The sequence below is a fragment of the Micromonospora sp. NBS 11-29 genome (assembly GCF_002140155.1).
In the GTDB taxonomy this organism is placed as follows: domain Bacteria; phylum Actinomycetota; class Actinomycetes; order Mycobacteriales; family Micromonosporaceae; genus Micromonospora.
Genome location: NZ_NAPR01000007.1, coordinates 47,871 through 67,962, shown reverse-complemented (window position 1 = coordinate 67,962; position 20,092 = coordinate 47,871). Strand labels below are relative to the sequence as shown.

At 71.5% G+C, this 20,092-nt stretch carries 20 protein-coding genes and 2 pseudogenes; 9 read left to right on the top strand and 13 right to left on the bottom strand.

Features of this window, described 5'->3' with window-relative positions; genetic code table 11:
- Positions 1 to 9 precede the first annotated feature (9 nt).
- A complete protein-coding gene (locus tag B1205_RS10585; protein ID WP_089155454.1) occupies positions 10 to 864 on the top strand; it encodes a class II fructose-bisphosphate aldolase in 855 nt (284 codons plus the stop codon).
- The gene (locus tag B1205_RS10580; protein WP_217809773.1) at positions 861 to 1,793 is read left to right on the top strand and encodes an NAD(P)-dependent oxidoreductase; all 933 of its coding nucleotides are present in this window, start codon (positions 861 to 863) and stop codon (positions 1,791 to 1,793) included. The genes B1205_RS10585 and B1205_RS10580 overlap by 4 nt, the downstream gene beginning before the upstream one ends.
- A 58-nt stretch (positions 1,794 to 1,851) precedes the next feature.
- Here B1205_RS10580 and B1205_RS10575 read toward each other — a convergent pair whose 3' ends face one another.
- Entirely contained in the window at positions 1,852 to 2,208 is a 357-nt protein-coding gene (locus B1205_RS10575; RefSeq protein WP_089155453.1) for a nitroreductase/quinone reductase family protein, read from the bottom strand.
- 74 nt (positions 2,209 to 2,282) lie between these two features.
- Between B1205_RS10575 and B1205_RS10570 the strand changes: the two genes are divergently transcribed.
- From B1205_RS10570 to B1205_RS10560, 3 genes and pseudogenes are all read left to right on the top strand, one after another.
- Positions 2,283 to 2,810 carry a hypothetical protein gene (locus B1205_RS10570; RefSeq protein ID WP_089155452.1) on the top strand — a complete coding sequence of 176 codons (528 nt, stop codon included), beginning with the start codon at positions 2,283 to 2,285 and terminating at the stop codon, positions 2,808 to 2,810.
- Positions 2,811 to 2,826: 16 nt separating this feature from the next.
- A pseudogene (locus tag B1205_RS10565) lies at positions 2,827 to 3,395 on the top strand (HD domain-containing protein).
- Positions 3,396 to 3,471: 76 nt separating this feature from the next.
- Positions 3,472 to 3,882: a nuclear transport factor 2 family protein gene (locus B1205_RS10560; protein WP_089155451.1), complete on the top strand. Its 411-nt coding sequence runs from the start codon at positions 3,472 to 3,474 to the stop codon at positions 3,880 to 3,882.
- A 30-nt stretch (positions 3,883 to 3,912) separates the two neighbouring features.
- Here the strand turns inward: B1205_RS10560 and B1205_RS10555 are convergent, their stop codons facing one another.
- From B1205_RS10555 to B1205_RS31195, 11 genes and pseudogenes are all read right to left on the bottom strand, one after another.
- Positions 3,913 to 4,563, bottom strand: a complete 651-nt coding sequence (locus B1205_RS10555; RefSeq protein ID WP_089155450.1) for a hypothetical protein — start codon at positions 4,561 to 4,563, stop codon at positions 3,913 to 3,915.
- Positions 4,560 to 4,853: a hypothetical protein gene (locus B1205_RS10550; RefSeq protein WP_089155449.1), complete on the bottom strand. Its 294-nt coding sequence runs from the start codon at positions 4,851 to 4,853 to the stop codon at positions 4,560 to 4,562. Before B1205_RS10550 ends, B1205_RS10555 begins: the two co-directional genes overlap by 4 nt.
- A complete protein-coding gene (locus B1205_RS10545; protein ID WP_176308535.1) occupies positions 4,850 to 6,691 on the bottom strand; it encodes a tetratricopeptide repeat protein in 1,842 nt (613 codons plus the stop codon). The genes B1205_RS10550 and B1205_RS10545 overlap by 4 nt, the downstream gene beginning before the upstream one ends.
- Positions 6,661 to 8,088 (bottom strand): CHAT domain-containing protein, encoded by a 1,428-nt coding sequence (locus tag B1205_RS10540; RefSeq protein WP_441338476.1) that lies wholly within the window; start codon positions 8,086 to 8,088, stop codon positions 6,661 to 6,663. The genes B1205_RS10545 and B1205_RS10540 overlap by 31 nt, the downstream gene beginning before the upstream one ends.
- Before the next feature lie 474 nt (positions 8,089 to 8,562).
- Positions 8,563 to 9,705: a mannose-6-phosphate isomerase, class I gene (gene manA / locus B1205_RS10535; protein WP_176308533.1), complete on the bottom strand. Its 1,143-nt coding sequence runs from the start codon at positions 9,703 to 9,705 to the stop codon at positions 8,563 to 8,565.
- Between the two features lie 32 nt (positions 9,706 to 9,737).
- Entirely contained in the window at positions 9,738 to 10,484 is a 747-nt protein-coding gene (locus B1205_RS10530; RefSeq protein WP_217809772.1) for a GntR family transcriptional regulator, read from the bottom strand.
- Positions 10,485 to 10,527: 43 nt separating this feature from the next.
- Positions 10,528 to 11,892: a M20 family metallopeptidase gene (locus B1205_RS10525; RefSeq protein WP_176308532.1), complete on the bottom strand. Its 1,365-nt coding sequence runs from the start codon at positions 11,890 to 11,892 to the stop codon at positions 10,528 to 10,530.
- Positions 11,889 to 12,698: a PfkB family carbohydrate kinase gene (locus tag B1205_RS10520; RefSeq protein ID WP_089155444.1), complete on the bottom strand. Its 810-nt coding sequence runs from the start codon at positions 12,696 to 12,698 to the stop codon at positions 11,889 to 11,891. The genes B1205_RS10525 and B1205_RS10520 overlap by 4 nt, the downstream gene beginning before the upstream one ends.
- Positions 12,695 to 13,471: an ATP-binding cassette domain-containing protein gene (locus B1205_RS10515; RefSeq protein ID WP_089155443.1), complete on the bottom strand. Its 777-nt coding sequence runs from the start codon at positions 13,469 to 13,471 to the stop codon at positions 12,695 to 12,697. The genes B1205_RS10520 and B1205_RS10515 overlap by 4 nt, the downstream gene beginning before the upstream one ends.
- Positions 13,468 to 14,424, bottom strand: coding sequence for an ABC transporter permease (locus B1205_RS10510; protein ID WP_254909840.1), 957 nt, complete (start codon positions 14,422 to 14,424; stop codon positions 13,468 to 13,470). The genes B1205_RS10515 and B1205_RS10510 overlap by 4 nt, the downstream gene beginning before the upstream one ends.
- A 292-nt stretch (positions 14,425 to 14,716) precedes the next feature.
- Positions 14,717 to 15,390, bottom strand: a pseudogene (locus B1205_RS31195) (substrate-binding domain-containing protein); the annotation flags it as partial.
- Between B1205_RS31195 and B1205_RS33335 the strand changes: the two are divergent.
- Positions 15,290 to 15,574 (top strand): hypothetical protein, encoded by a 285-nt coding sequence (locus tag B1205_RS33335; protein ID WP_441338465.1) that lies wholly within the window; start codon positions 15,290 to 15,292, stop codon positions 15,572 to 15,574. The pseudogene B1205_RS31195 and the gene B1205_RS33335 overlap by 101 nt on opposite strands.
- Here the strand turns inward: B1205_RS33335 and B1205_RS10500 are convergent.
- Complete coding sequence (locus B1205_RS10500; RefSeq protein ID WP_089155441.1) at positions 15,568 to 16,581, bottom strand: SIS domain-containing protein; 1,014 nt, start codon at positions 16,579 to 16,581, stop codon at positions 15,568 to 15,570. The genes B1205_RS33335 and B1205_RS10500 overlap by 7 nt on opposite strands.
- 424 nt (positions 16,582 to 17,005) lie before the next feature.
- Here B1205_RS10500 and B1205_RS10495 point away from each other — a divergent pair, with 424 nt between their 5' ends.
- Genes B1205_RS10495 through B1205_RS10485 form a run of 3 tightly spaced genes read left to right on the top strand, consistent with a single transcriptional unit; the run spans position 17,006 to position 20,012 of the window.
- Entirely contained in the window at positions 17,006 to 18,262 is a 1,257-nt protein-coding gene (locus B1205_RS10495; protein WP_176308531.1) for an ABC transporter substrate-binding protein, read from the top strand.
- Positions 18,259 to 19,191 carry a carbohydrate ABC transporter permease gene (locus B1205_RS10490; protein WP_089155439.1) on the top strand — a complete coding sequence of 311 codons (933 nt, stop codon included), beginning with the start codon at positions 18,259 to 18,261 and terminating at the stop codon, positions 19,189 to 19,191. The genes B1205_RS10495 and B1205_RS10490 overlap by 4 nt, the downstream gene beginning before the upstream one ends.
- Positions 19,188 to 20,012 carry a carbohydrate ABC transporter permease gene (locus B1205_RS10485; RefSeq protein ID WP_089155438.1) on the top strand — a complete coding sequence of 275 codons (825 nt, stop codon included), beginning with the start codon at positions 19,188 to 19,190 and terminating at the stop codon, positions 20,010 to 20,012. The genes B1205_RS10490 and B1205_RS10485 overlap by 4 nt, the downstream gene beginning before the upstream one ends.
- The last annotated feature ends 80 nt before the right edge of the window (positions 20,013 to 20,092 follow it).

The following is a 20,092-nucleotide window of genomic DNA, read 5'->3' as shown; positions in this document are numbered from 1 at the left end:
AGACACACCATGCCCCTCGCCGACCCACGACCCATCCTCGCTGCCGCGCGTTCCGCGCGGCACGGCGTCGGGGCCTTCAACACCACCCTGTTGGAACACACCGAGGCGCTGGTGGCCGGCGCCGAGGCGGCCGACGCGCCGCTGGTGGTGCAGATCAGTGAGAACGCCGTCCGCTACCACGGTGGGCTGCGCCCGCTGGCGCTGGCCTCGCTCGCCCTGGCCGAGTCGGCGACCGTGCCGGTGGTGCTGCACCTCGACCACGCGGAGAGCGTCGAACTGGTGCACCAGGCGGTCGACCTCGGCTTCACCTCGGTGATGTTCGACGGCTCCCGGCTGCCCGACGACGAGAACCGGGCCACCACCGCGCAGGTGGTGTCCTTCTGCCACGCGCACGGGGTCGCCGTCGAGGCCGAGCTGGGCGAGATCGGCGGCAAGGACGGGGTGCACGCCCCCGGGGTACGCACCGACCCCGCCCAGGCCCGCCGGTTCTGCGCCGACACCGGGGTGGACTCGCTGGCCGTGGCCGTCGGCACCGCGCACGCCATGGCCTCCCGCGACGCGGTCCTCGACCTGGACCTCGTCGCCGCCATCGCCGAGGTGGTCCCGGTGCCGCTGGTGCTGCACGGTTCCTCCGGGGTGGACGACGACACGCTGCGCACCGTGGTCACCCGGGGCATGACGAAGATCAACATCGCCACCCACCTGAACAAGGTCTTCACCCGCGAGATCCGCGAACGCCTCGACGCCGACCCGAAACTGCTGGACGCCCGCGCCTACGTCGCCCCGGCCCGGGACGCGATGGCCGCCGAGGTCGAGCGGCTGCTGCGCCTGCTCGGCCCGCAGACCGCGGCGGTTGGTTCGTGACCGCGCCCCGGGTACTGGTCACCCCCCGCTCGATGTCGGTGGCCGACGCACCCGCCGTACGCCGGCTCCGGGCCGCCGGCTACACCGTCGTCACCCCCGCACCTGGCCGCCAGCCGACCCCCGCGGAACTGGCCGCCGCCGTGCCGGGCGTCGTCGGATGGATCGCCGGGGTGGAACCGATCGGCGCCGACGTGCTGGCGCACGCCGACGCGCTGCGGGCGATCAGCCGTAACGGCGCCGGCAGCGACGCCATCGACACCGCCGCCGCCGAGGCCGCCGGGATCACGGTGCTCACCGCCCGGGGCGCCAACGCCCAGGGGGTGGCCGAACTCGCCCTGGCCCTGGCCCTGATGGGACTGCGCGGTCTGCCCGAGGCCGCCGACGCGCTACGCGCCGGGCAGTGGCGACGCCACACCGGGCGGGAGGCCGCCGGCCGTACCCTCGGGGTGGTCGGCTTCGGCGCGATCGGCCGCCGCCTCGCGGACCTGGCCCGGGGCCTGGGCATGCGGGTGGTGGCGCACGACCCGTTCGTCACCGACGGCCAGGGCGTGGCGCTGCTCCCGCTGGCCGAGGTGCTGCGCACCAGCGAGGTGGTGTCGCTGCACGTACCCCCGAACCCGGCGGGCCCGCTGCTCGGCGCGGCCGAACTGGCCCTGCTCCGCGACGACGCCGTACTGCTCAACACCGCCCGGTCCACGCTTGTCGACGAGGCGGCGCTGCTGGCCGAGCTGACCGCCGGCCGGATCGCGCTCTACTCGGTGGACGCCTTCGACCGTGAGCCGCCGGAGCCGTCCGACCTGCTGCGACACCCCCGGGTGGTGGCCACGCCGCACCTGGGGGCGGCCACCACGGAGAGCGTCCGGCGGGCCTCGGAGGCGGCGGTGGAGAACCTGCTCGCCGCGCTCGGCACTCCCGCCGTCGGCGGCTGACCACGGGACCGCGGCCCGGCACCCGCCACCGGCGGCGCCGGGCCCGCTCCCCCGCCGGTCAACCCAGCTCGATCTCCACCAGCGGGCTTCCGGCGAGCCAGCTCTCCAGGGTGCCGGCCCAGTCCAGGGTCGGGACGATCTCACCGAACACGAGCGCCCGCTCCGCCGGGTCGGTCACGGGGCGTCCCCGTACCCGAAGGTCGAGATCGGCCAGGTGCAGGGTGAACTCGGGATGCGCGAGCAGGTTCGCGTACCAGTCACGCGAGCCCGGACTCCCGGTCAGCCAGTAGCGGCCGGCGGCCCGATAGCGCCACGTCTCGATCCTCCTGGGCCGCCCGCTCCGTCGCCCGACCGTGGTGATCTCCACCGTTCGCTGCCGATCCAACGCCCGCCGCGCCTCGTCCGTCACCGTCATGCCCCCATGGTCCGACCTCATCCGCGCTTCAGGTCAAGGTTTCGCCGGCTGTCGATTCCGGGTAGCGACCGCTCGTGAACCGCGATCTCCTGAAGGCGCTACAGGTTGCGTGGGGGCTGCCCGAGTTCCGTAGCGGGCTGCGCCACCTGATCGACCTCGACGAGGTGTCGGCGCTGCTGGCCACGCTGTCCGTCGCGGAGCACGACCGCGACGTCGAGCGCAGCCTGGTGGGCCTGCTGCGGTCCGCTCTGGACACGGTCGAGATCCGGGAAGCCGTGTTGCTGCTGCTGGAGCGGCACGAGGTCCGTCGGCCGCTGGTCGCCGCGCTGGTGGAACCGCTGGCCGATCGACCGGGCGCGGCCGCCGCCGTCGCTTCCGCCGCCGAGGACCCCACGGTACGACGCGAGGTCCGGGCGGTGCTGGACAATGCCAAGGTACGCGAGCTGGTGTGGCAGGCCGTCGACGACCAGGCCAACGACGACCGGCTCGGACTGATCCGCCGAGCGCTGGTCCTGGTCGTGCGCCACCCGAGCGTCGCACGCCTCGCGTGGGCGCTGCGACGACACGGGGTGTTCCGCGAACTGCGTCGCAAGCCGCGATGAGGGAAGGGACGGGCAGATGAGCGACGACCAGTACGCCGCCGCGGCGAGATTCATCTTCGAGGCCGGGGTGCTCAAGCGGGCCGCTCGTACGGGCTGGTGGTTCGCCGGGGTCAGGCACCCTGAGACCGTCGCCGAGCACTCCCACCGCACCGCCCTGATCGGCATGATCCTGGCCGCTCTGGAGGGAGCCGATCCCGCCCGGGTCACCATGCTCTGCGTCCTGCACGACACGCAGGAAACCCGCACCACCGACCTGCCCCACATCGCCAAGCGCTACCTCGGCGCCGCACCGAACACCACGATCACCGCAGACCAGGTCGCGGGCTGCCCACCCGCCGTCGCTGACACCATCACCTCCGCCGTCGCCGAGTACGAGGCGGGCGAGACCCTGGAGTCCAAAGTGGCCCGCGACGCCGACAAGCTCGAATGCCTCGTCCAAGCGGTCGAATACCGCCATCAGGGCATCGACGACGTCCAGCGCTGGATCGACAGCAGCCGCGCCGCACTCACCACCGTCTCGCCGACTCGGCACTGACCGGTCAGCCCCTCGCCTGGCTCGCCCCGCCATCGGGCCCGCAGAGCTGATCCGTCGACGTCGGCGCAGCCCCCGGAGCGGCGAACAGGTGACAGGATGAACCAGTCAGCTCGGTCAGGGGGATCGATGAGTTACCCGCGTCAGCCGCTCGGGGTCGAGGCGCTGCGTGCCGCCGAACGGCGTCTGCAACAGGCCCAGCTTCGCTCCGACGTCGCGGAGCTGGATCGGTTGATCGACGACCGGCTCGTGTTCACCGGGCCGGACGGCAGTCTCTATGCCAAGCAGGACGACCTGCATGCGCACCGGTCCGGCCGGCAGACGATGACCCGGGTGGACGAGGAGGATCTGGCCGCGCTCGTGGTCGGCGGCACCGGCGTGACGTGGTTCCTCGGCACGCTGGCAGGCACCCTTGCCGGCGAGCCCTTCGTCGCCCGGGTCCGCTACACCCGGACCTGGATCCTCGACGAGGACACGGGCTGGCGTCTGATCGCGGCACATGTCAGCCCCGCCGAGCCGGACGCCGGCACGCCCGGGTGAACCGGCTGCCCGCGAGCACGGCAGTGAGGGCTACGGGCCGGGGGTGGGGCAGGCGGTGACCGGGATGACGTCCCGGACGACGCCGACCGGTCTGCCGTCGACGGTGAGCCGGCCACCGGCGGCGCGTCCGATCGCCCCACACCTGGCGGTGCCGGTCTCGTCGACGACGACCGCCGTGGAGGGCGTCCTCGTGGGCTGGGCGGCGACGCTGACCAGGCCGATGAGCCCGATGGCGAAGACGGTGAGCGCGGCGGCCAGCCCGGTCCATCGGGCCCACCGCAGCCAGCGGAGCGCGTCGTCGGTGTTCCTGACGACGGCCGCCCGGTAGGCGCTGCCGGACCAGTTGTCGGAGGTCCGGAGGCTGGCGCCGTGCGCGGCCCGTACCCCGGTCACGACCGACGCGCCGGCCAGCGCCCCACCGGCCGCGACCATGCCGACGATCACCCAACGCAACGTCGGGCTCGGCACGTCGGCGAGCTTGGTGGTGCCGCCGATGACGGCGACGGCGCCGAACAGGCCGAGCAGCGTGCCGACGGTGCCGATCCAGGCGGTCGCGGACGCCCGGGCCCGGGTGAGCTGTTCGGTCGCGAACGTCACCGCGGCCCGGTCCCACTCGGCCCCGTCCGGCGGGCCGGGCTCGTGCGGCCGCGACTGCGGCTCCGGCCGCGACTGTTCGGTCACGACGACGCCGCCCGGATGTCGGCCTGCTGCCCGCAGCCCTGGACGGGATCGTCGGTCGGCCGACCCTCGTGGGGATGTCCGCAGTTGCACCGGGCGTGCTTCCAGTCGCCGGGCGAGGCGTAGCGCTGTCTGGTCTGGTACACGGTCATCGGGTGCCGGCAGTGGGGACAGTCGCCGCTCTTGCGCCAGCCGAGTTGAACGTCGTGCTCCACCCAGGGTTGCCACGGCCAGGACGCGACGGTGTCACCCCAGCCGGGGACCGGTTCGGATCGGTACGGCGTGCTGGTCATGGTGCTCCCGTGGGCGGGCCCAGCCGGGCGATGAGTTGGTGGACCTCCTCGACGGCAGCGGCCGCGCCGGCGCCGTAGGGCGCGTAGTCGGCCAGGGCGGCCTGCGCGTACAGCAGCGCGTCGCTGGTCCGGCCCGCGCGGGCGAAGAGGATCGCGACCGTGTGGCGGGTCTGCCCCGCGCCGTAGCGGTTGCCGGACGCCTCCTCGAGGCGGATGGACTGCTGGTAGTGGTTCAACGCGGTGTCGTACTCGCCGGCCAGGGTGTAGATGACGCCGAGCTGGTGGTGGACGGTGGCGAGTTCCGGTTTCGCGTCGGCGGGCAGCAGGCCCAGGGCGTCCCGGTACGCGGTGGCGGCATCGTTCAGGTGCCTTAGCAGCACCGACTCCGGCTGCCCAGCGGCGCGGGCGTCGACCAGGCGCCCGTACGCCACCCGGCCGAGCTGCCCGACGGTACGCGCCCGACCGAGGAGGTCCTGTTCGTCCATCAACTCCAGGTCGCGGCGGTACCAGTGCTCGGCCTGGTCCAGGTCCCGCAGGGACGGGATGTTCACATAGGCGTGGCCCAGGTTGAACGCGATCGTGCCCTCCCCGCGGCGGTCGCCGATGGCGCGCAGCAGCTCGACGGCCCGGTGGTAGTGGGCCACGCAGGCGGGGTCCTGCTGCTCGCGGAAGACGTGCCCGAGCGCCTGCTCACCGACGGCGACGTCGCGGATGCGGTGGCGGTCCGTGTCGGTGCGCTGGTCCGGTGCGGTGGCCAGCGCGGCGGCGGCCTCCCGCTCGTAGTGGCCGACGAGGGTCTGTTGCAGCTGCAGCGCCGAGGTCCAGTCCCGGCCGCCCAGGGCGATCGCGACCCGATAGGTGGTGAACAGCGCCCACTCCTCGGCGAGGCCGGGTCGGGCTGCGCCGGTGTCCGGGTCGACGATGTCCGGCACGAGTTCGTCGACGAGGCGGGCCCACTCCGCGCCGCGCCCGGTGTGCTCGTACAGGATCCGCAGCCCCTGCATGCAGCCCATCATCTCGCGTCGTCGCCCGGCGGCGCGGGCCAGCGACCGGGCGCGGAGCAGGTTCGCCTCCTCCAGTTGCAGCAGATTCACCACATCGGCTCGGCCCTGTTCGTACCAGTTGTGGTAGGTGTCGCCGAAGTTGGCGATGACGGCGATGTAGGCGGCCCGGACCGGCACCGTCGTGTCCCGGTCCGTGCCGACGGGGTAGAGCTGGCGAAAGAACCACGGCAGCGCCGGATGGATCGCGAAGTAGCCACCGCCGATGGCGGTGAGCAGCCCGATCTCGGCCGCCCGGCCGAGCAGGTCGAGCCCCGTCTCCCGGGTGAGCCCGGCCAGCGCCGGCACCGCCCACGGGTTGCGCGCGTCGCCCATCGCCACCAGGGCGTCGACGTCGACGGTGTCCTGGAACACGCCGAGCACCGCCAGTTGGGCGCGCTCCGCCTCGGTGAACGCGGCCGTCAGCCCGTACGTCAGCGAGGCGGCCAGCGACCGGGACCGGCCCTGCGCCTCGTCGGCGTCGTCCAGGTCGGCCTCGCCGGCCCGCAGCCGGGCCACGAACCCCTCGATCTGCGCGCTGGTCCGGTAGCCGGCGCGCAGCGCCTGACCGACCACGACGGTGATGGTGAGCGGGTTGCCGTCGCTGTAGCGCAGCAGCGGCCGCCAGTCCGCCACGTCGGTGATCCGGTGGCCGTGCCGGGCGGCCAGGCCCTGGGTGAACTGGATGCGTTCCCGCATCGGCATCCTGGGCAGCCGGATCCGGGTGGGCAGGCCACCGAGCCATCCGCGTTCGTCGCGTCGCGAGGTCAGCAGCACCCGCGCCCGCGTCCGCGACATCGCGTGCAGGAAGTCACGCAGCTCGCGCTGCTCCTCGACGGTCCACGCCGACGGTGTCCCGGCCGGGAACCCGGCGACCGGNCCTGCCGCCGCTCGTCGTCCGAGAGGCTCAACCATTGGAACCCGTTGGCCTGCAACACCGGATCGAACGCGGCGCCGATCTGGTTGAGCAGCGCCACCAGCGGTGTGTGGTGCTCCAACGACGAGAAGAGCACCGGCCCGCGTACGCCGGTAGCCGGATCGGTCAACCCGCCGGTCGCGGTGTACCAGTGGGCGAACTCCGCCGCCGTGGACGTCTTGCCGCTGCCCGCGTAGGCGTGCAGCAGCACGATCCGGTCGGTGTCGAACGCCCGATCCAGCGCCAGCAGGGTCTCGTCGCGGCCGAAGAAACCGACCTCGGGGGCCGGTGGCAGCCCGGCGGCGCCGAGGTCGGCCGGGCCGGCGCCCTGCCGTCCCATGGTGATCCGCACCGCGCCCCGCGTCGCGTCCGGCACCGCCCGCAGCAGCGTCACCGGCGCCGTCTCGTAGACCACCGGCACCGACCAGTCCTGCAACGGGCGCGGGTCGAACGCGATCGACCGGTTCGGTTGGGCGGCCAACTGACGCCGGCCCATCGACACCGCGCCGCCGAGCGACCGCCCGGCCAGCAACGCGGCGTAGAGGTCCGCGACGAACTGCGCCGCGGTGACGACGTAGACGCTGTACCGCATCGCCACGACCCCGGCCACCCCGGCGTCGCTGACCTCCAACGCCAACGACCCGTACCCGCGCACCAGCGCGTGCACGTCGTCGCCCTGGTCGGTGCGTGGGCGGTCCGCCGCCTCGGCGTACGCCGAGCGGCAGGCGTTCAACACCAGCACCCCCACCCCGGTACGCGCCAGCAACGCGCCCAGCGCCGGGCCGTCGACCAGTTGCTGGTTGTCCCTCGTGGTGGGGTCCTCGAAGAGGAGGTACCCGTGGGTGCCCTCGCGCAGCGGGGACAGCAACCCGTACATGGCCGCGCCGGTCGGCACGCCACCGCCGGCCCGCAGCAGGCTCGCCGGCAGGTAGGTGCCGTGCCCGTCGAAGTGCACCACATGGAACGGCCGGCCCGCGGCGTGTGCCTGCTCCAGCACCACCGACAGCGCGGCGAACGTCGGCGGTCGGAGCACCGTCAGATCGAGTACGTCCCAGGACTGCGCGGTCTTGAGCAGCAGCGCCCCGACCGAGCGGAACGGCACGTCGTCGCCCCCGCCCGGCCGGCAGATCACCAGCAGCACGCGTAGCCGTTCCGCGTCGTCCGCCGCCGGCAGCGGCACCCGCTTGGCGGGCTGGGCGTTGACCCGCACGTACTCGGCGGCCTCCAGCACGACCGGCCGGTCGGTACGCGGGTCGCGCAGCAGCTCCCACGGCAGCATCGCCGCGGCGTCGACCTCGCAGGCGACCTCGACCCGCACCGTGTGCAGCACGCCGCGCAGGCCGGCCCACAGCTCGCGGCCCTCCGCACCGGCGAAGACCAGCTCGAACAGCCGGGTCCCGATCTCGGCGAGCCGCCCCTCCACCCCGGCCGCGATCTCCGGCGCCGGGTCGAGCGGGTACTCCAGGAAGTCCTCCAGGTACCACCGGATCCGCTCCCGGTCCTCGGCGGTGATCGACAGCTCGAACCGGCTCATCGCCGACGCCTCCGCGTACCCCGGTAGTCCCGTCACGCGCGTCGTCACCACATGCTGGCCGTCACCCGCCATGGCCTGGGTCAACCGCAGTACGACACCCACCCGCGTCAGCCTCCCGCCCACAACGGTGACCATTCGCGCTCAGCCCAGCACCATCCGATGATCATTCGCAATCATGAAGCCGACAGACCGGCCGTCCGATCGGGCGGAGAAGCGCGTCTACGTGACAGCGGTGCGGCGGATGTCATGCGGGGAGGTGCCCGGTGGCACGCAGCAGCGCCCGGGCCCGGCCAGCACGAGCCGGCCCGGCCCCCGCATCGACAGGCCCGTGGCGTCGGCCAGGTAGGCGGCCTGGCCCGGGCCGAGTTCGAGCCGGTCCGCGCCGTCGACGAGTTCGACCGGCCCCTCGACGCAGAGCGCGATCTGCTGCCCGGCCAGCGAGAGCGGCACCGGCTCCGGGCTCGCCGCCGAGGCGTCCAGGAGCGCGAACTCCCGCACCGCGGGGGCGTAGAGCCGACCCGCGCCGTGGCGTCGTGCCACCTCGACTTCGGCCTCGCTGTCGAAGTCGACACACCGCATGAGCGCGTCCACGTCGACGAGCTTGGTGGTCAGCCCGGCCCGCAGCACCGTGTCGGAGTTGGCCATGACCTCCAGTGCCAGGCCCGAGGAATAGGCGTGGATCATGCCGGAGGGCACGAAGACCGCCTCGCCGGGTGCCAGGACGAACCGGCGCAGCAGGACCGCCGCGGCGACCCCGGCGTCCCCGGGGTACTGCTGGGCGAGGTCGGCCAGCCAGGGGAGCCCGCCGCCGGCGAAGCCCTCCACCTCGTCGGCGGACGCGTCCAGGGCGGTCCGCAGCGCGCGCCGCCGTCGCTCGCCGTCGGACCCCGGCCCGGTGAGGTCGGCGCGTATGCGACGCGCCAGGTCCGCGTCGAGCCGGTCGAGGTCGCGGACGCACTCGGCGACGGGTCGGAAGCCGATCAGGCCGGTGAACGGCGTCAGGGCGAAGACCATCTCGGGCTTGTGGACCGGGTCCTTGAACCGTCGCCGGGGATCGTCGCGCGGAATGCCGGCCGCCTCGTCCTCGCGGAAGCCGGCCTCGGCCAGGTGCGGCTCGGGGTGCACCTGCAACGAGACGGAACGGCCCGGGGCGAGCAGTTTCACCAGGAACGGGAGCCGGTCGCCGGCCACGTCGCGAAGGGTCTCGTCACTGCCGGCGACGGGGCTGGGCGCGTCCTCGTGGGCGCCGAACCAGACCTCGGCCACCGTCCGGTCGGGATCCGGCGGGTCGCCCAGGAACTCGGGGATCACGGTCGGCGATCCCCAGTCGTAGTGCCGGGCGACACCCAGGATGCGTTGCACTGCTTGTCCTTCGAGGTGGTCGGGATGCTGGGCTAGCGGCGGCGGACGACGTTGAAGGCGATCTCGCTGCTGCGGTGGTAGTCGATGGCGTACAGCAGCCGCTCGCCGTCGCGGGTCACACAGGTCTCCTCGACCAGCAGCCAGGGGTCGTACCTGGACAGGTCGTAGGTCGTCGAGTACTCGGCCGGAAGGTTCGCGGCGGACAGCCGGGCGATCGAGAAGACGATGTAGTGCCCGTGCCCCTCCAGGCTCTTGGTGACCGACGCGCCCCAGTTGCGGAACTCCAGCGGGCCGGGCAGCGCGTCGCGCCGCATGATGTTGATGCTGAAGACCAGCGGCTGGTCGTCGCCGAGCCGCAGGCGCACCAGCCGGATGATCGGATCACCCTCGTCGATCTGGAGTTCGCGGGCGATTCGCGCGTCCGCGATGCCCTCCTCCACGCTCAGCACCACATTGGTGACCTTGTAGCCGAGGCCCTGCAACAACTCGGTGATGCTCTCGTAGATGTTCACCGGACGCTCGATCGGCAGTGAGCCCAGGGCCGACACGAACCGGCCGCGTCCCTGGATGGCGGTGACCAGGCCGTCCTGCTCCAGCAGCTTCAACGCTTCCCGGATCTTGTTGCGGGAGACTCCGAAGTGCTCGGACAGCTCGGGCTCGGTGGGGAGCTGGTCGCCCGGCCCCATCCCGTCCTCGGTGATGAGCTGGTGGATGGCTTCCTTGAGCTGGGGAGCCATGGTCGAGCGCTTGGCGGGGCGAGCGCCGGCTGGGGACGTCAAGGTCTTCTCCTCGTCGGAGCGCGTCACGGGGCAGGAGGCATGGTCACTGTACGGTCGGTGGCCGAGTCCGCCGTGGCGGAGACTGCGGTTCGCCGTCGCACCAGTTCAGCGCGGCACGGGCGAGGAAGGCAGCGGACAGGGCGATGTTCTCCAGCAGCACGCGCTCGTCGGCGGCGTGGGCACGACGGACGTCGCCGGGCCCGCACACCAGGGCCGGGATCCCCATCGCCTCGTAGAAGTTGGCGTCCGACTGCGCCGCCGCCGTGACCGGCGCGGCCAACGGGTTGACCCGCGCGTCGGCGCTCGCCAGACGCGACCGCTCGGCCATCATCCGCCGGGTGAAGTCGCCGTCGGGGTCGGTGTACGCCGGGGGCCAGGTGTCGGTCCAGGTGAACTCGACCGGGTGCTCGCGCAGCCACGGGTCCAGCTCCGAGGCCGTACGGATGTGGTGTTCGATCTCCGCGCGGATCTGCTCGGAGGTCTCCCCCGGCGGGAAGGACAGCAGGTAGTCGATGCGCGCCCGGTCGGGGAAGAACGGCGCCGCCTCGACGCCGACGTCGGCGCGCAGCACGCCGGGGTGGATGATGAAGGCGCCCGGCGGGAAGGCCGGATGGGCCTTGCTGAAGGCCCACTGCTCCTCGAGCTGGCGCATGGCGTGGTAGACGTAGACCGCCTTGTCGATGGCGTTGACGCCGACCGCGTCGCCCGTGCCGCCGGCGCGGATGGCGAGGTTGCGCGCGGCCCAGTGCGCCGACCTGCCGCGGACGGTGAGTGAGAAGAGGTAGTTGCCCGCCGCGACGTTGGAGACGTCGAGCACCCGTGGCTCCGGCGACGTGGGCTCCGGCACCAGCGCGCCGTCCACCGTGTAGCCGGCCTTCAGCACGGCGGTCGTGCCGATCTCGTGGCTCATCGTCTCCTCGCCGACCACGGAGTGGATGTGCAGGTCGCCGGCGAGCGTGACGCCGGTGTCCCGGAGCGCCTTGGCGGCGAGCCACATGGCCGCGTGCCCGGCCTTCATGTCGGTGGCGCCGAGCCCGTACAGGTAACCGTCCTCGACGACCGCCGTCCAGGGGTCGTCGAAGCGGCCCCGCTGCGGGGCCACGGTGTCGATGTGCCCGTTGAACGCCAGCGAGCGACCGCCGCCTCGGCCGGGCCGCACGGCGACCAGGTTGGGCCGGCCCTGCGCCACCTCGACCCAGTCGAGGTCGAAGTCGAGCGGACGCAGCGCCTCGGCCAGGATCTGGTTGGCGCGACGTTCGCCGCCCTCGTAGTCCGCCGCGTCGACGCCGGGCTGCAACGGGTTGACGCTGCGGCAGGCGACGAGGTCGACGAGCAGCTGTTGGGCGTCGCCGGCGGACGCGGCGATCGAGGCGTCGATCGCCGCCAGGGTGCCGTCGAGATCGTTCACCGTGACTCCTTGTCCAGTGGCAGGTGCGGCCAACCCGAGCGGTACGCGCAGGTGGCCGCCGCGAAACGGGCGCCGGTCGCCAGCGCCTCGGGCAGGGTTCCGTGATCGAGGCGGGCCGCGATGAAGCCGGCGATGAAGCTGTCGCCGGCGCCGGTGGTGTCGACGACGACCGCGGGCAGGGCCGCCTGCTCGTACCATTGGTTCTCGCTCAGGCAGACCGAGCCCTCCGCGCCACGCGTCGCGACGACCACCTCCACCCCGGCGGCGGCCGCGTCGGCGGCCAGCTCGCGGACGTCGCCGGTCTCACCGGCGCTGAGGAACGCGACGTCGAGGTCGGTCAGCCCGGCGGCGACCGCGCAGTCCTGGCTGACCGTCGTCCGGCCGGCCAGCGCCGTCCGCAGGCGTGTCGCCTCCGGCAGCATGCCGATGTGCACCCAGGCGGCCCCGGCGATCCGGTCGAGCTGCGACCGGGTCGGGAAGTAGTCCACGGTCACGCCGAAGTCCTCCCGGTCGAAGGTGCGGTCGCCGTTGGCGGCGACGGTGATCTCGGTGACCGCCGTGGGCCCGTCGAGCACGGTGAGGTCGTCGGTGGGGATGCCGTTGACTTCGAGCCCGGACCGGATGACCGCCTGCAGGGCGTCGGTGCCCACCGCGCCGAAGTAGCGGACCGTCACTCCGGCCCGGGCGAGCTGGACCGCCACGTTGAAGGCGTTGCCCCCGGAGTAGTCGCGGTCCTCGCCGCCCCGGTAGCGGTCGACGCAGTTGTCGCCGACGACCGCTACCCAGGGCGTTCGTCCGGTGCTCATAGGGTCTGCGCTCCGGTCATGATCGCGACGGCGTCGGTCATCGAGTGGCTCTGCGGGGTGATGGTGCCGGCGCACTTCCCCAGCCGCTGGATGTGGATGCGGTCGGCGACCTCGAACACCTGGGGCATGTTGTGGCTGATCAGGATCACCGCGGTCCCCCGGTCGCGCAGGGTCCGGATGAGCTGGAGCACCTGGTTGGACTCGCGCACCCCGAGCGCGGCGGTCGGCTCGTCCAGCACGACGACCTTCGACCCGAAGGCCGCGGCCCGGGCGACCGCGACGGCCTGACGCTGGCCGCCGGAGAGGTTCTCCACCGGTACGGTCACGTCCTGCAACGTCGAGATGCCCAACTCGGTCAGCTCGGCCCGGGCCCGTTCGCGCATGCCCTTGACGTCGAGGGCCCGCAGCACGGTCCCGGCGAAGCCCTTGCGTCGGATCTCCCGCCCGAGGAAGAGGTTGGCGGCGACGTCGAGCGCCGGGGAGACCGCCAGCGTCTGGTAGACCGTTTCCAGTCCCGCGTCCCGCGCGTCCTGGGGTCGCTTGAAACTGACCGGCGTGCCGTTGACGAACAGCTCACCCGAGGTGGGGATCTCCGCGCCGGTGAGGCACTTGATCAGCGTGGACTTGCCGGCGCCGTTGTCGCCGACCACGGCGAGGATCTCACCCGGGAAGAGCCGGAGTCCGACCCCGTCGAGGCCGACCACCCGGCCGTACGTCTTGACCAGGTCCCGTGCTTCGAGGACGGGCTGGCCGGCTCCTGTCTCGACGGTCATGACTTCGCCTTCCGGATCCACTGGTCGACTGCCACGGCCAGGATCACCAGGACGCCGACGGTCAGGGTCTGATAGAGCACGTCGAGGCCGGCGAGTGCCAGGCCGTTGCGGAACACACCGACGATGAGGGCGCCCAGCAGGGTTCCCCAGATGGCGCCCCGACCACCGAACAGGCTCGTCCCACCGATGACGACCGCGGTGATGGAATCGAGGTTGAGGTCGATGCCGGAGTTCGGGCTGGCCGCGTTGGTGCGTCCGATCTGGATCCACGCGGTGACCGCGATGATCGCCCCGGCGACGAGGTAGACCGAGGCGAGCACCCGGTCCACGCGTACGCCCGAGAGCCGCGCGGCCTCCTTGTCATCGCCCACGGCGTAGACGTGCCGCCCCCACGCCGTCCGGTTCAGGACGTACGCGACGAGGACGTAGAGGGCGAGCATGATGAGCACGCCGATGCTGATCTTGATGCCGAGCACCGGCAGCGTGTTGCCGGTCAGGGTGAGCGTGTCGGACAGTTCCGAGCCGCGCACCGTGTTGCCGCCGGTGTAGAGCAGGGTCAGGGCGGTGAAGATGCTCAGCGTCCCCAGGGTGACGATGAACGGCGGAAGCTTGAGGCGGGTCACGAGGAGCCCGTTCAGGCCGCCCGCGGCGATGCCGGCGAGGAGGCCGAGCACCAGGCTGAGCACCGGCGGGATGCCCGTGGACGACGCCGACTGAGCCATCACCATGGCGGACAGGATCATGGCGGCGCCGACCGAGAGGTCGATGCCCGCGGTCAGGATGATCAGGGTCTGCGCGATCGCGAGGGTGCCGACGACGGCGACCTGCTGGGTGATCAGGGAGAGGTTGGCCGGTGCCAGGAAACGGTCGTTGAGCAGTCCGAACACGAGCACCGAGACGACGAGGACGACGGCGGGGCTGATGGCGGGATGCCGGTGCAGCAGGTCGCGCACCCGCGAGAGAGGTGTCGAGCGGTCGAGGAAGGCCGAGGACAGATCCGGTGTCGCGGTCGGCGGCCGTACCNGTGCTCACGCACCCCCGCCCGCCAGCCGTCAGAAACAATCCTTGAGGCCCTCGGCCGTGTCGACGCTCTTCACGCCGTCCGTCCTGGGGGTCCTCGGTCACCAGGTTCACGCCGGTGCTGACGAAGTTCTTGCCCTCGTCCGACTTCGGTTCCGTGCCGTTGGCCACCAGGTCGTGGATGGCCTTGACGCCCATCTCCGCCATCTTCAGCGGATACTGCTGGGCGGTGGCCTGGAGGATGCCGTCCTTGACGTAGTTCACGCCGTCGCAGGCGCCGTCGATCGAGACCGTGATCAGGCCCTCGGTCTTGCCCGCCGCCTTCAACGCCTGATAGCCGCCGTACGACGCCGGCTCGTTGATGCCGTAGATGACGTTGATGTTCGGGTTCTTGCTGAGCAGCGTCTCGGTCGAGGTGCGGCCGCCCTCCTCGGTGCCCTGCGTTGGCAGGTTGCCGACGATGGTGTACCTGCCGCCCTTGCCGCCGGTGTAGGTTCCGGTCTTGGCCTCGTCACCGTTGACCTTGGGGTCCGCGACGTTGATGCCCATCCCGGTCAGGAAGCCCTGGTTCCGGTCGTAGTCCACGGTCAACACCTTGTCGCCGAACAGGTCGAGCAGGGCGATGGTGGCGTCCTTGCCGTCGAGCTTCTTCGCCGTCCACTCCCCGACCAGGCGGCCCGCCTCGAAGTTGTCGGTGGCGTAGGTCGTGTCGACAAGCGACGCCGGGTCCGGAACCGTGTCCAGGGCGATGACCTTCNGATGAGGATGCCCTGGTCGCCGCGGGAGACGGCGTTCTCGATGGCCTGGATCTGGGTGTCCTCGTCGCCGTCCACCTTGCCGGCGGCGACGGTCAGGTTGACGCCCAGATCCTTCGAGGCCTTCGTGGCGCCGTCGGCCATCTTCTTGAAGAAGGAGGTGCCCTGGGTCTTGATGATCAGCGAGACCGACACCTTCTTGCCGTCGCCGCCGGCCGAGGCGTCGTTCTCCGACGAGCAGGCGGTGAGGGCCGTCATGAGCAGCGCCGCGCTGGAGGCGGCGAGGACCTTCCGAGTAAGCATGGGGGTTCCTTATCCGGGTCAGTAGTCGATGCGGCGGTAGTACCGGCGGGTCGTCAGGGGGTGGTTGCGGACCTTCTCCAGGTGCGCGCTGAAGCGCTCGAGAACGGTCGCGTGCACGACGTGGCTGACCAGGGCGCGCAGTCCGGCGTCGACGCCGGGCATCGCGAAGTCGGCCGTGTCGATGACGGTGAACGTGTCGGTCACGGTCGGGACGAACCGCTCGACCCGCTCGGCCAGCTCACGGGTGGGGCCCTCGCCCTTGAGCAGGAAGACGCTGACGCCCTTCTCGACGAGTTCCAGCGTGCCGTGGAAGAAGTCCGAGGCGTGCACCGGACGCGTCCGGATCCACTGCATCTCCTCGAGGATGCAGGTGGCGTAGTACCAGGACTGAGTCCAGGACGCGCCGGCCCCGGTGAAGATGTGGTAGCCCTCGTCGGCGAACTGGTTGGCCAGTTCGGCGGCGCGGTCCTCGAACGCGCGCTTGGCCTCGAGCAGGTGACCTGGCAGCGACCGGAGTCCGGCGACCAGCTCGGCGTAGTCCTCCCGCTCGCCGCGGTGCTGCTGGATCGAGAGGGCGATCAGCAGCGACTGGAGGTAGAAGGACTCGGAGGAGGTGTCGTCGGCGGCCCGGACGGTGAAGTTGTGATCGGCCGCCGTCGCCAGCGGGGACTCGTCGTTGCCCGTCAGCGCGACGACCGTGGCGCCCTTCTTCTGCGCGAACTCGCTGACCGCCAGGGCCTCCCTGGTCGTGCCCGACAGCGAGGGGATGACGACGATGGACTGCGGGCCCAGGTTCTTCGAGTCCACGGCCAGCAGCTCGGCCGCGTTCTCCAGGAACGTGGGAAACGCCGACTCGCGCTGCATGAGCTGCGCCGCCGGCTGCATGAGGACACCGGCGCCGCCGGCGCCGAGGAAGAAGAGGTTCTGGGCACCCGCGTCCAGCAGCCGGCCGACGAGGGCGTCGATCGGTTCGGCCAGGTCGACCGCGGACGCCTGGATGGCCAGGAAACGGTCTTCGTCGAAGTTCAGCAAAGCTTCGGCTCACTTTCGTGCGGACGCGCGGTGCTCGCGCTGAGCGATCGGGCTTCCGCCCACTTCTTCTGACCTGCGACGCGTCACCGACCCCAGTTGTCTGATGACTCAGCAAGTCAGTGGACGATAGTTTTCTGTTGTCTGATGAGGCTGTCAAGAGTGTGAACGAATTCGTAACCGGGGTTGACGGAGGAGCAAAGTCCCGTCACGGACAGTGCGGTAGCCGAGGCGCGAATCCGAGAGGTCGCCTGCCTCCCGGCCCGCGACCGCACCGGCACAGCCGAGGGTCCGCGAGGCGGGCGCGATCGAACACACCCCGCTGAGCTGCGGCAACACCTTGACAGGTTTAAGTATTCTCCTAATACTTATCCCCTCCGAGAGAGGGGGCGCCATGAGGCAGCCCAGAGCGCGCGGAGCGCGCAGAGTGACAGCCACCGTGGCCGCGGCGATCACCACGACGCTGGTGATCGCCGGATGCGGAGAGGACGCCGGCGGTTCCGAGGACAAGACCATCACCGTCGCGATCTCCTCCAGCCCCAGCGCCACCGCGCTGAAGGCGCTGGCACCGGGCTTCGAGAAGGAGACCGGGATCAAGGTCGAGTTCGTCGACATCCCCTACGCCCAGTTGGCCGCGAAGACGTTGCTCGCCGCGAAGCAGCCCAAGGGCGGCTACGACGTCGTCCAGTTCGACAGCCCCATGCTCGCGCCGCTGGCCGGCGGTGGGGCGCTCACCGACATCGGCGGCCGGGCCGAGGGGTCGTCGAGCTACGACTACGCCGACATCCCGGACCAGGTGAAGGACTACGCCAAGTACCGGAACACCACGTACGGGCTGCCGCTGTCCACGGAGCCGTACGTGCTCTGGTACAACAGCGACCTGTTCTCGAAGAACAACCTCAAGCCCCCGACGACCTGGGACGAGTACACCGCCAACGCGACGAAGCTCAAGGCGGCCGGGGCGTACGGCAGCGACTCCGGCTTCGGCAGCGAGATCGGCGCCTACTACTGGCTGGAGACGATCTACACCTTCGGCGGGCGACTGCTCAAGGAGGGCACCTGCACCCCGGCCCTGGACAGCCCCGAGGTGCTCGCCGCCACGAAGACGTACCTGTCGTTGAAGGACACCACCCCGGCCACCGCCGTCAACGGCGGCGGCAACGAGATGACCACCGCGTTCGTCCAGGGTGACGTCGGCCAGATGATCAACGCCACCGGCTACTACTCGATCATGGCCGACCCGAAGCAGTCGAAGATCCCGGGCAAGTTCGCCGCGGCCGTCCCGCCGCTGGCCGGCGACCAGGGCCGCACCCTGCTCTTCGGCTGGCTGATCGGACTCGGAAAGAACTCCAGCTCGCCGGAGAACGGCTGGAAGTTCCTGGAGTACGCGATGGGCAAGGCGAACCAGTCCACCTTCATCGAGCAGGGCGCCCCGCCGCCGGCCCGTAAGTCGCTGCTCACCGATGCCGAGGCGCAGAAGAGCCTGCCGTACCTCAAGACGTTGATCGACGCGGCGGAGACCGGCGTCCACCTGCCCTACATCAGCCAGATGCCGGAGATCATCACCGCCCTCTCGGCGCAGCTCAGCAGCGCCGCCACCGGCGGACAGTCGGCGGAGCAACTGGTGAAGGCGGCCAACGACAAGGTCGCGTCCATCCTCGACGGCGAGGACGACTGCTCGTGACGGTCGCTCCGGTCCCGGGCGTCGCGGCCACCGGGCGGCAGCCGTCCCGGTCGCGACGCCCGGGGCGGCCCGGCCGGCTGCGGTGGCTCGGCACGCTGCTGACCACGCCGGCCTGGCTGCTGCTTCTCGGCGCGGTCGCCGTGCCGCTCGCCGTCGCCGGGTACGCCTCCCTCACCGACGAGAGCCTCAGCTCCGTCGGCCCGGCCGAGGTCGTCGGGGCGGAGAACTTCAGCCGTGAGGTGCTGCACGGCGGGTTCTGGCACAGCCTGCGGGTCACCGTGATCATCATGGCCGCCAGCCTCGCCGTGCAGATCCCCATCGGGTACGTGCTGGCCCGCGCGCTGGTCCGGCCGCTGCGCGGCCGGGCGGTGTTCCGCACCGCGATCACCCTGCCGATGATGCTCACGCCGGTCGCGGTCGGCCTGATGTGGCGCTTCCTGTCCGACCCGGACCTGGGTCTGACCCGGGTGGCCGCGTCGGCGTTCGGTGACTCCTCGCCGGTCAACCTGCTCGCCAGTCAGTTCGGCGCGCTCGCGCTGGTGGTCGGGGTCAACTCCTGGATCAACATCCCGTTCGTCACGCTGATCCTGCTCGCCGGGCTGCTCAGCGTGGACGAGGCGCTGCTGGAGTCGGCCGCCGTGGACGGGGCCGGCTGGTGGCAGGTCGAGCGGTACGTCCGGCTACCGATGATCGCCCCGGTGCTGGGCGTGTGCTGCGTGCTGCGCGCCGCCGCCGACTACCGGATGTTCGACCTGGTCTACACCGTCACCCGGGGCGGCCCCGGCGACGCGACGCTCAACCTGTCCATGCTCGCCTACCAGCAGTCCATGGTGAACTTCGAGATCGGCCGCGCGTGCGCGATCGCGGTCGCCATGGCGGTGCTGGCGCTGCCGGCGTACTGGCTGTTCACGAAGGTGACCCGACCATGACCGTCCGGATCCGCTCGATGCTGCGCTTCGTGCTGCTGACGATCGCCGCCCTGCTGGCGGTCGGCCCGGTGCTGTGGACCGTGTCCACCTCGTTCAAGACGCAGGTCGAGACGCAGACGTACCCGCCGACGGTGGTGCCGAACGAGGGCACGCTGGCCAACTACGCCCGGCTCTTCACCGACCCGCAGTTCCTCTCCGCGTCGCTCACCTCGGTCGGCGTCGCGCTGGTGGCGACGCTGCTGGTGCTGGCCGTGACATTCCCCTGCGCGTACGCGTTGGTGAGGTTGCGCCCGCACGGCCGCCGCTCGCTGATCCTGCTGGTGATGCTGGCGCAGACCGTACCGTCGATCGTCTTCGTCATCCCGCTGTACTCGATGGCGCTGGAGGTCGGCCTCTACGACACCCGCCTGCTGCTGATGCTGGTGTACGCCGGGTTCCTCGTGCCGTTCACCACCATCCTGCTGGCGTCATTCGTCCGGGGCCTGCCCGAGGAGGTCGAGGAGGCGGCCCGGGTCGACGGGGCCGGTTACCTGCGGATGCTGCTGCTGATCGTGCTGCCGATGATGCGCGGCGGGATGGCGTCGGCGGCCATCTTCACCGGCTTCTACGCGTGGAACGAATTCCTCATCCCGGTCATCCTCGGCGGCGAGCAGGCCCGGCCGTTGACCGTCTACGTCGCCTCGTTCGTCACCCAGAAGACCATCGAGTGGGGACCGCTGACGGCCGCGGTCACCCTGGTCCTGCTGCCGGTGGTCGTGGTGGTGCTGACCCTGCAACGCCACCTGGTGGCGGGGCTGACCGCCGGCGCGACCAAGGGGTGACACCCCGGCCGGGGCACGGCACCGCCGGGCGCGTCGACGCGTCCGGCCCGAGCGGAACGCACCGCTGTCGAAAGGAAGGC

Bases quoted from the DNA above. Each gene is read 5' to 3' on its own strand.
- B1205_RS10485 (WP_089155438.1), top strand. From the start codon at position 19,188: ATGACCGTCCGGATCCGCTCGATGCTGCGCTTCGTGCTGCTGACGATC.
- B1205_RS10585 (WP_089155454.1), top strand. From the start codon at position 10: ATGCCCCTCGCCGACCCACGACCCATCCTCGCTGCCGCGCGTTCCGCG.
- B1205_RS10515 (WP_089155443.1), bottom strand. From the start codon at position 13,471: ATGACCGTCGAGACAGGAGCCGGCCAGCCCGTCCTCGAAGCACGGGAC.
- B1205_RS33335 (WP_441338465.1), top strand. From the start codon at position 15,290: ATGGCCTGGATCTGGGTGTCCTCGTCGCCGTCCACCTTGCCGGCGGCG.
- B1205_RS10560 (WP_089155451.1), top strand. From the start codon at position 3,472: ATGAGTTACCCGCGTCAGCCGCTCGGGGTCGAGGCGCTGCGTGCCGCC.
- B1205_RS10550 (WP_089155449.1), bottom strand. From the start codon at position 4,853: ATGACCAGCACGCCGTACCGATCCGAACCGGTCCCCGGCTGGGGTGAC.
- B1205_RS10545 (WP_176308535.1), bottom strand. From the start codon at position 6,691: ATGTCGCGGACGCGGGCGCGGGTGCTGCTGACCTCGCGACGCGACGAA.
- B1205_RS10520 (WP_089155444.1), bottom strand. From the start codon at position 12,698: ATGAGCACCGGACGAACGCCCTGGGTAGCGGTCGTCGGCGACAACTGC.
- B1205_RS10575 (WP_089155453.1), bottom strand. From the start codon at position 2,208: ATGACGGTGACGGACGAGGCGCGGCGGGCGTTGGATCGGCAGCGAACG.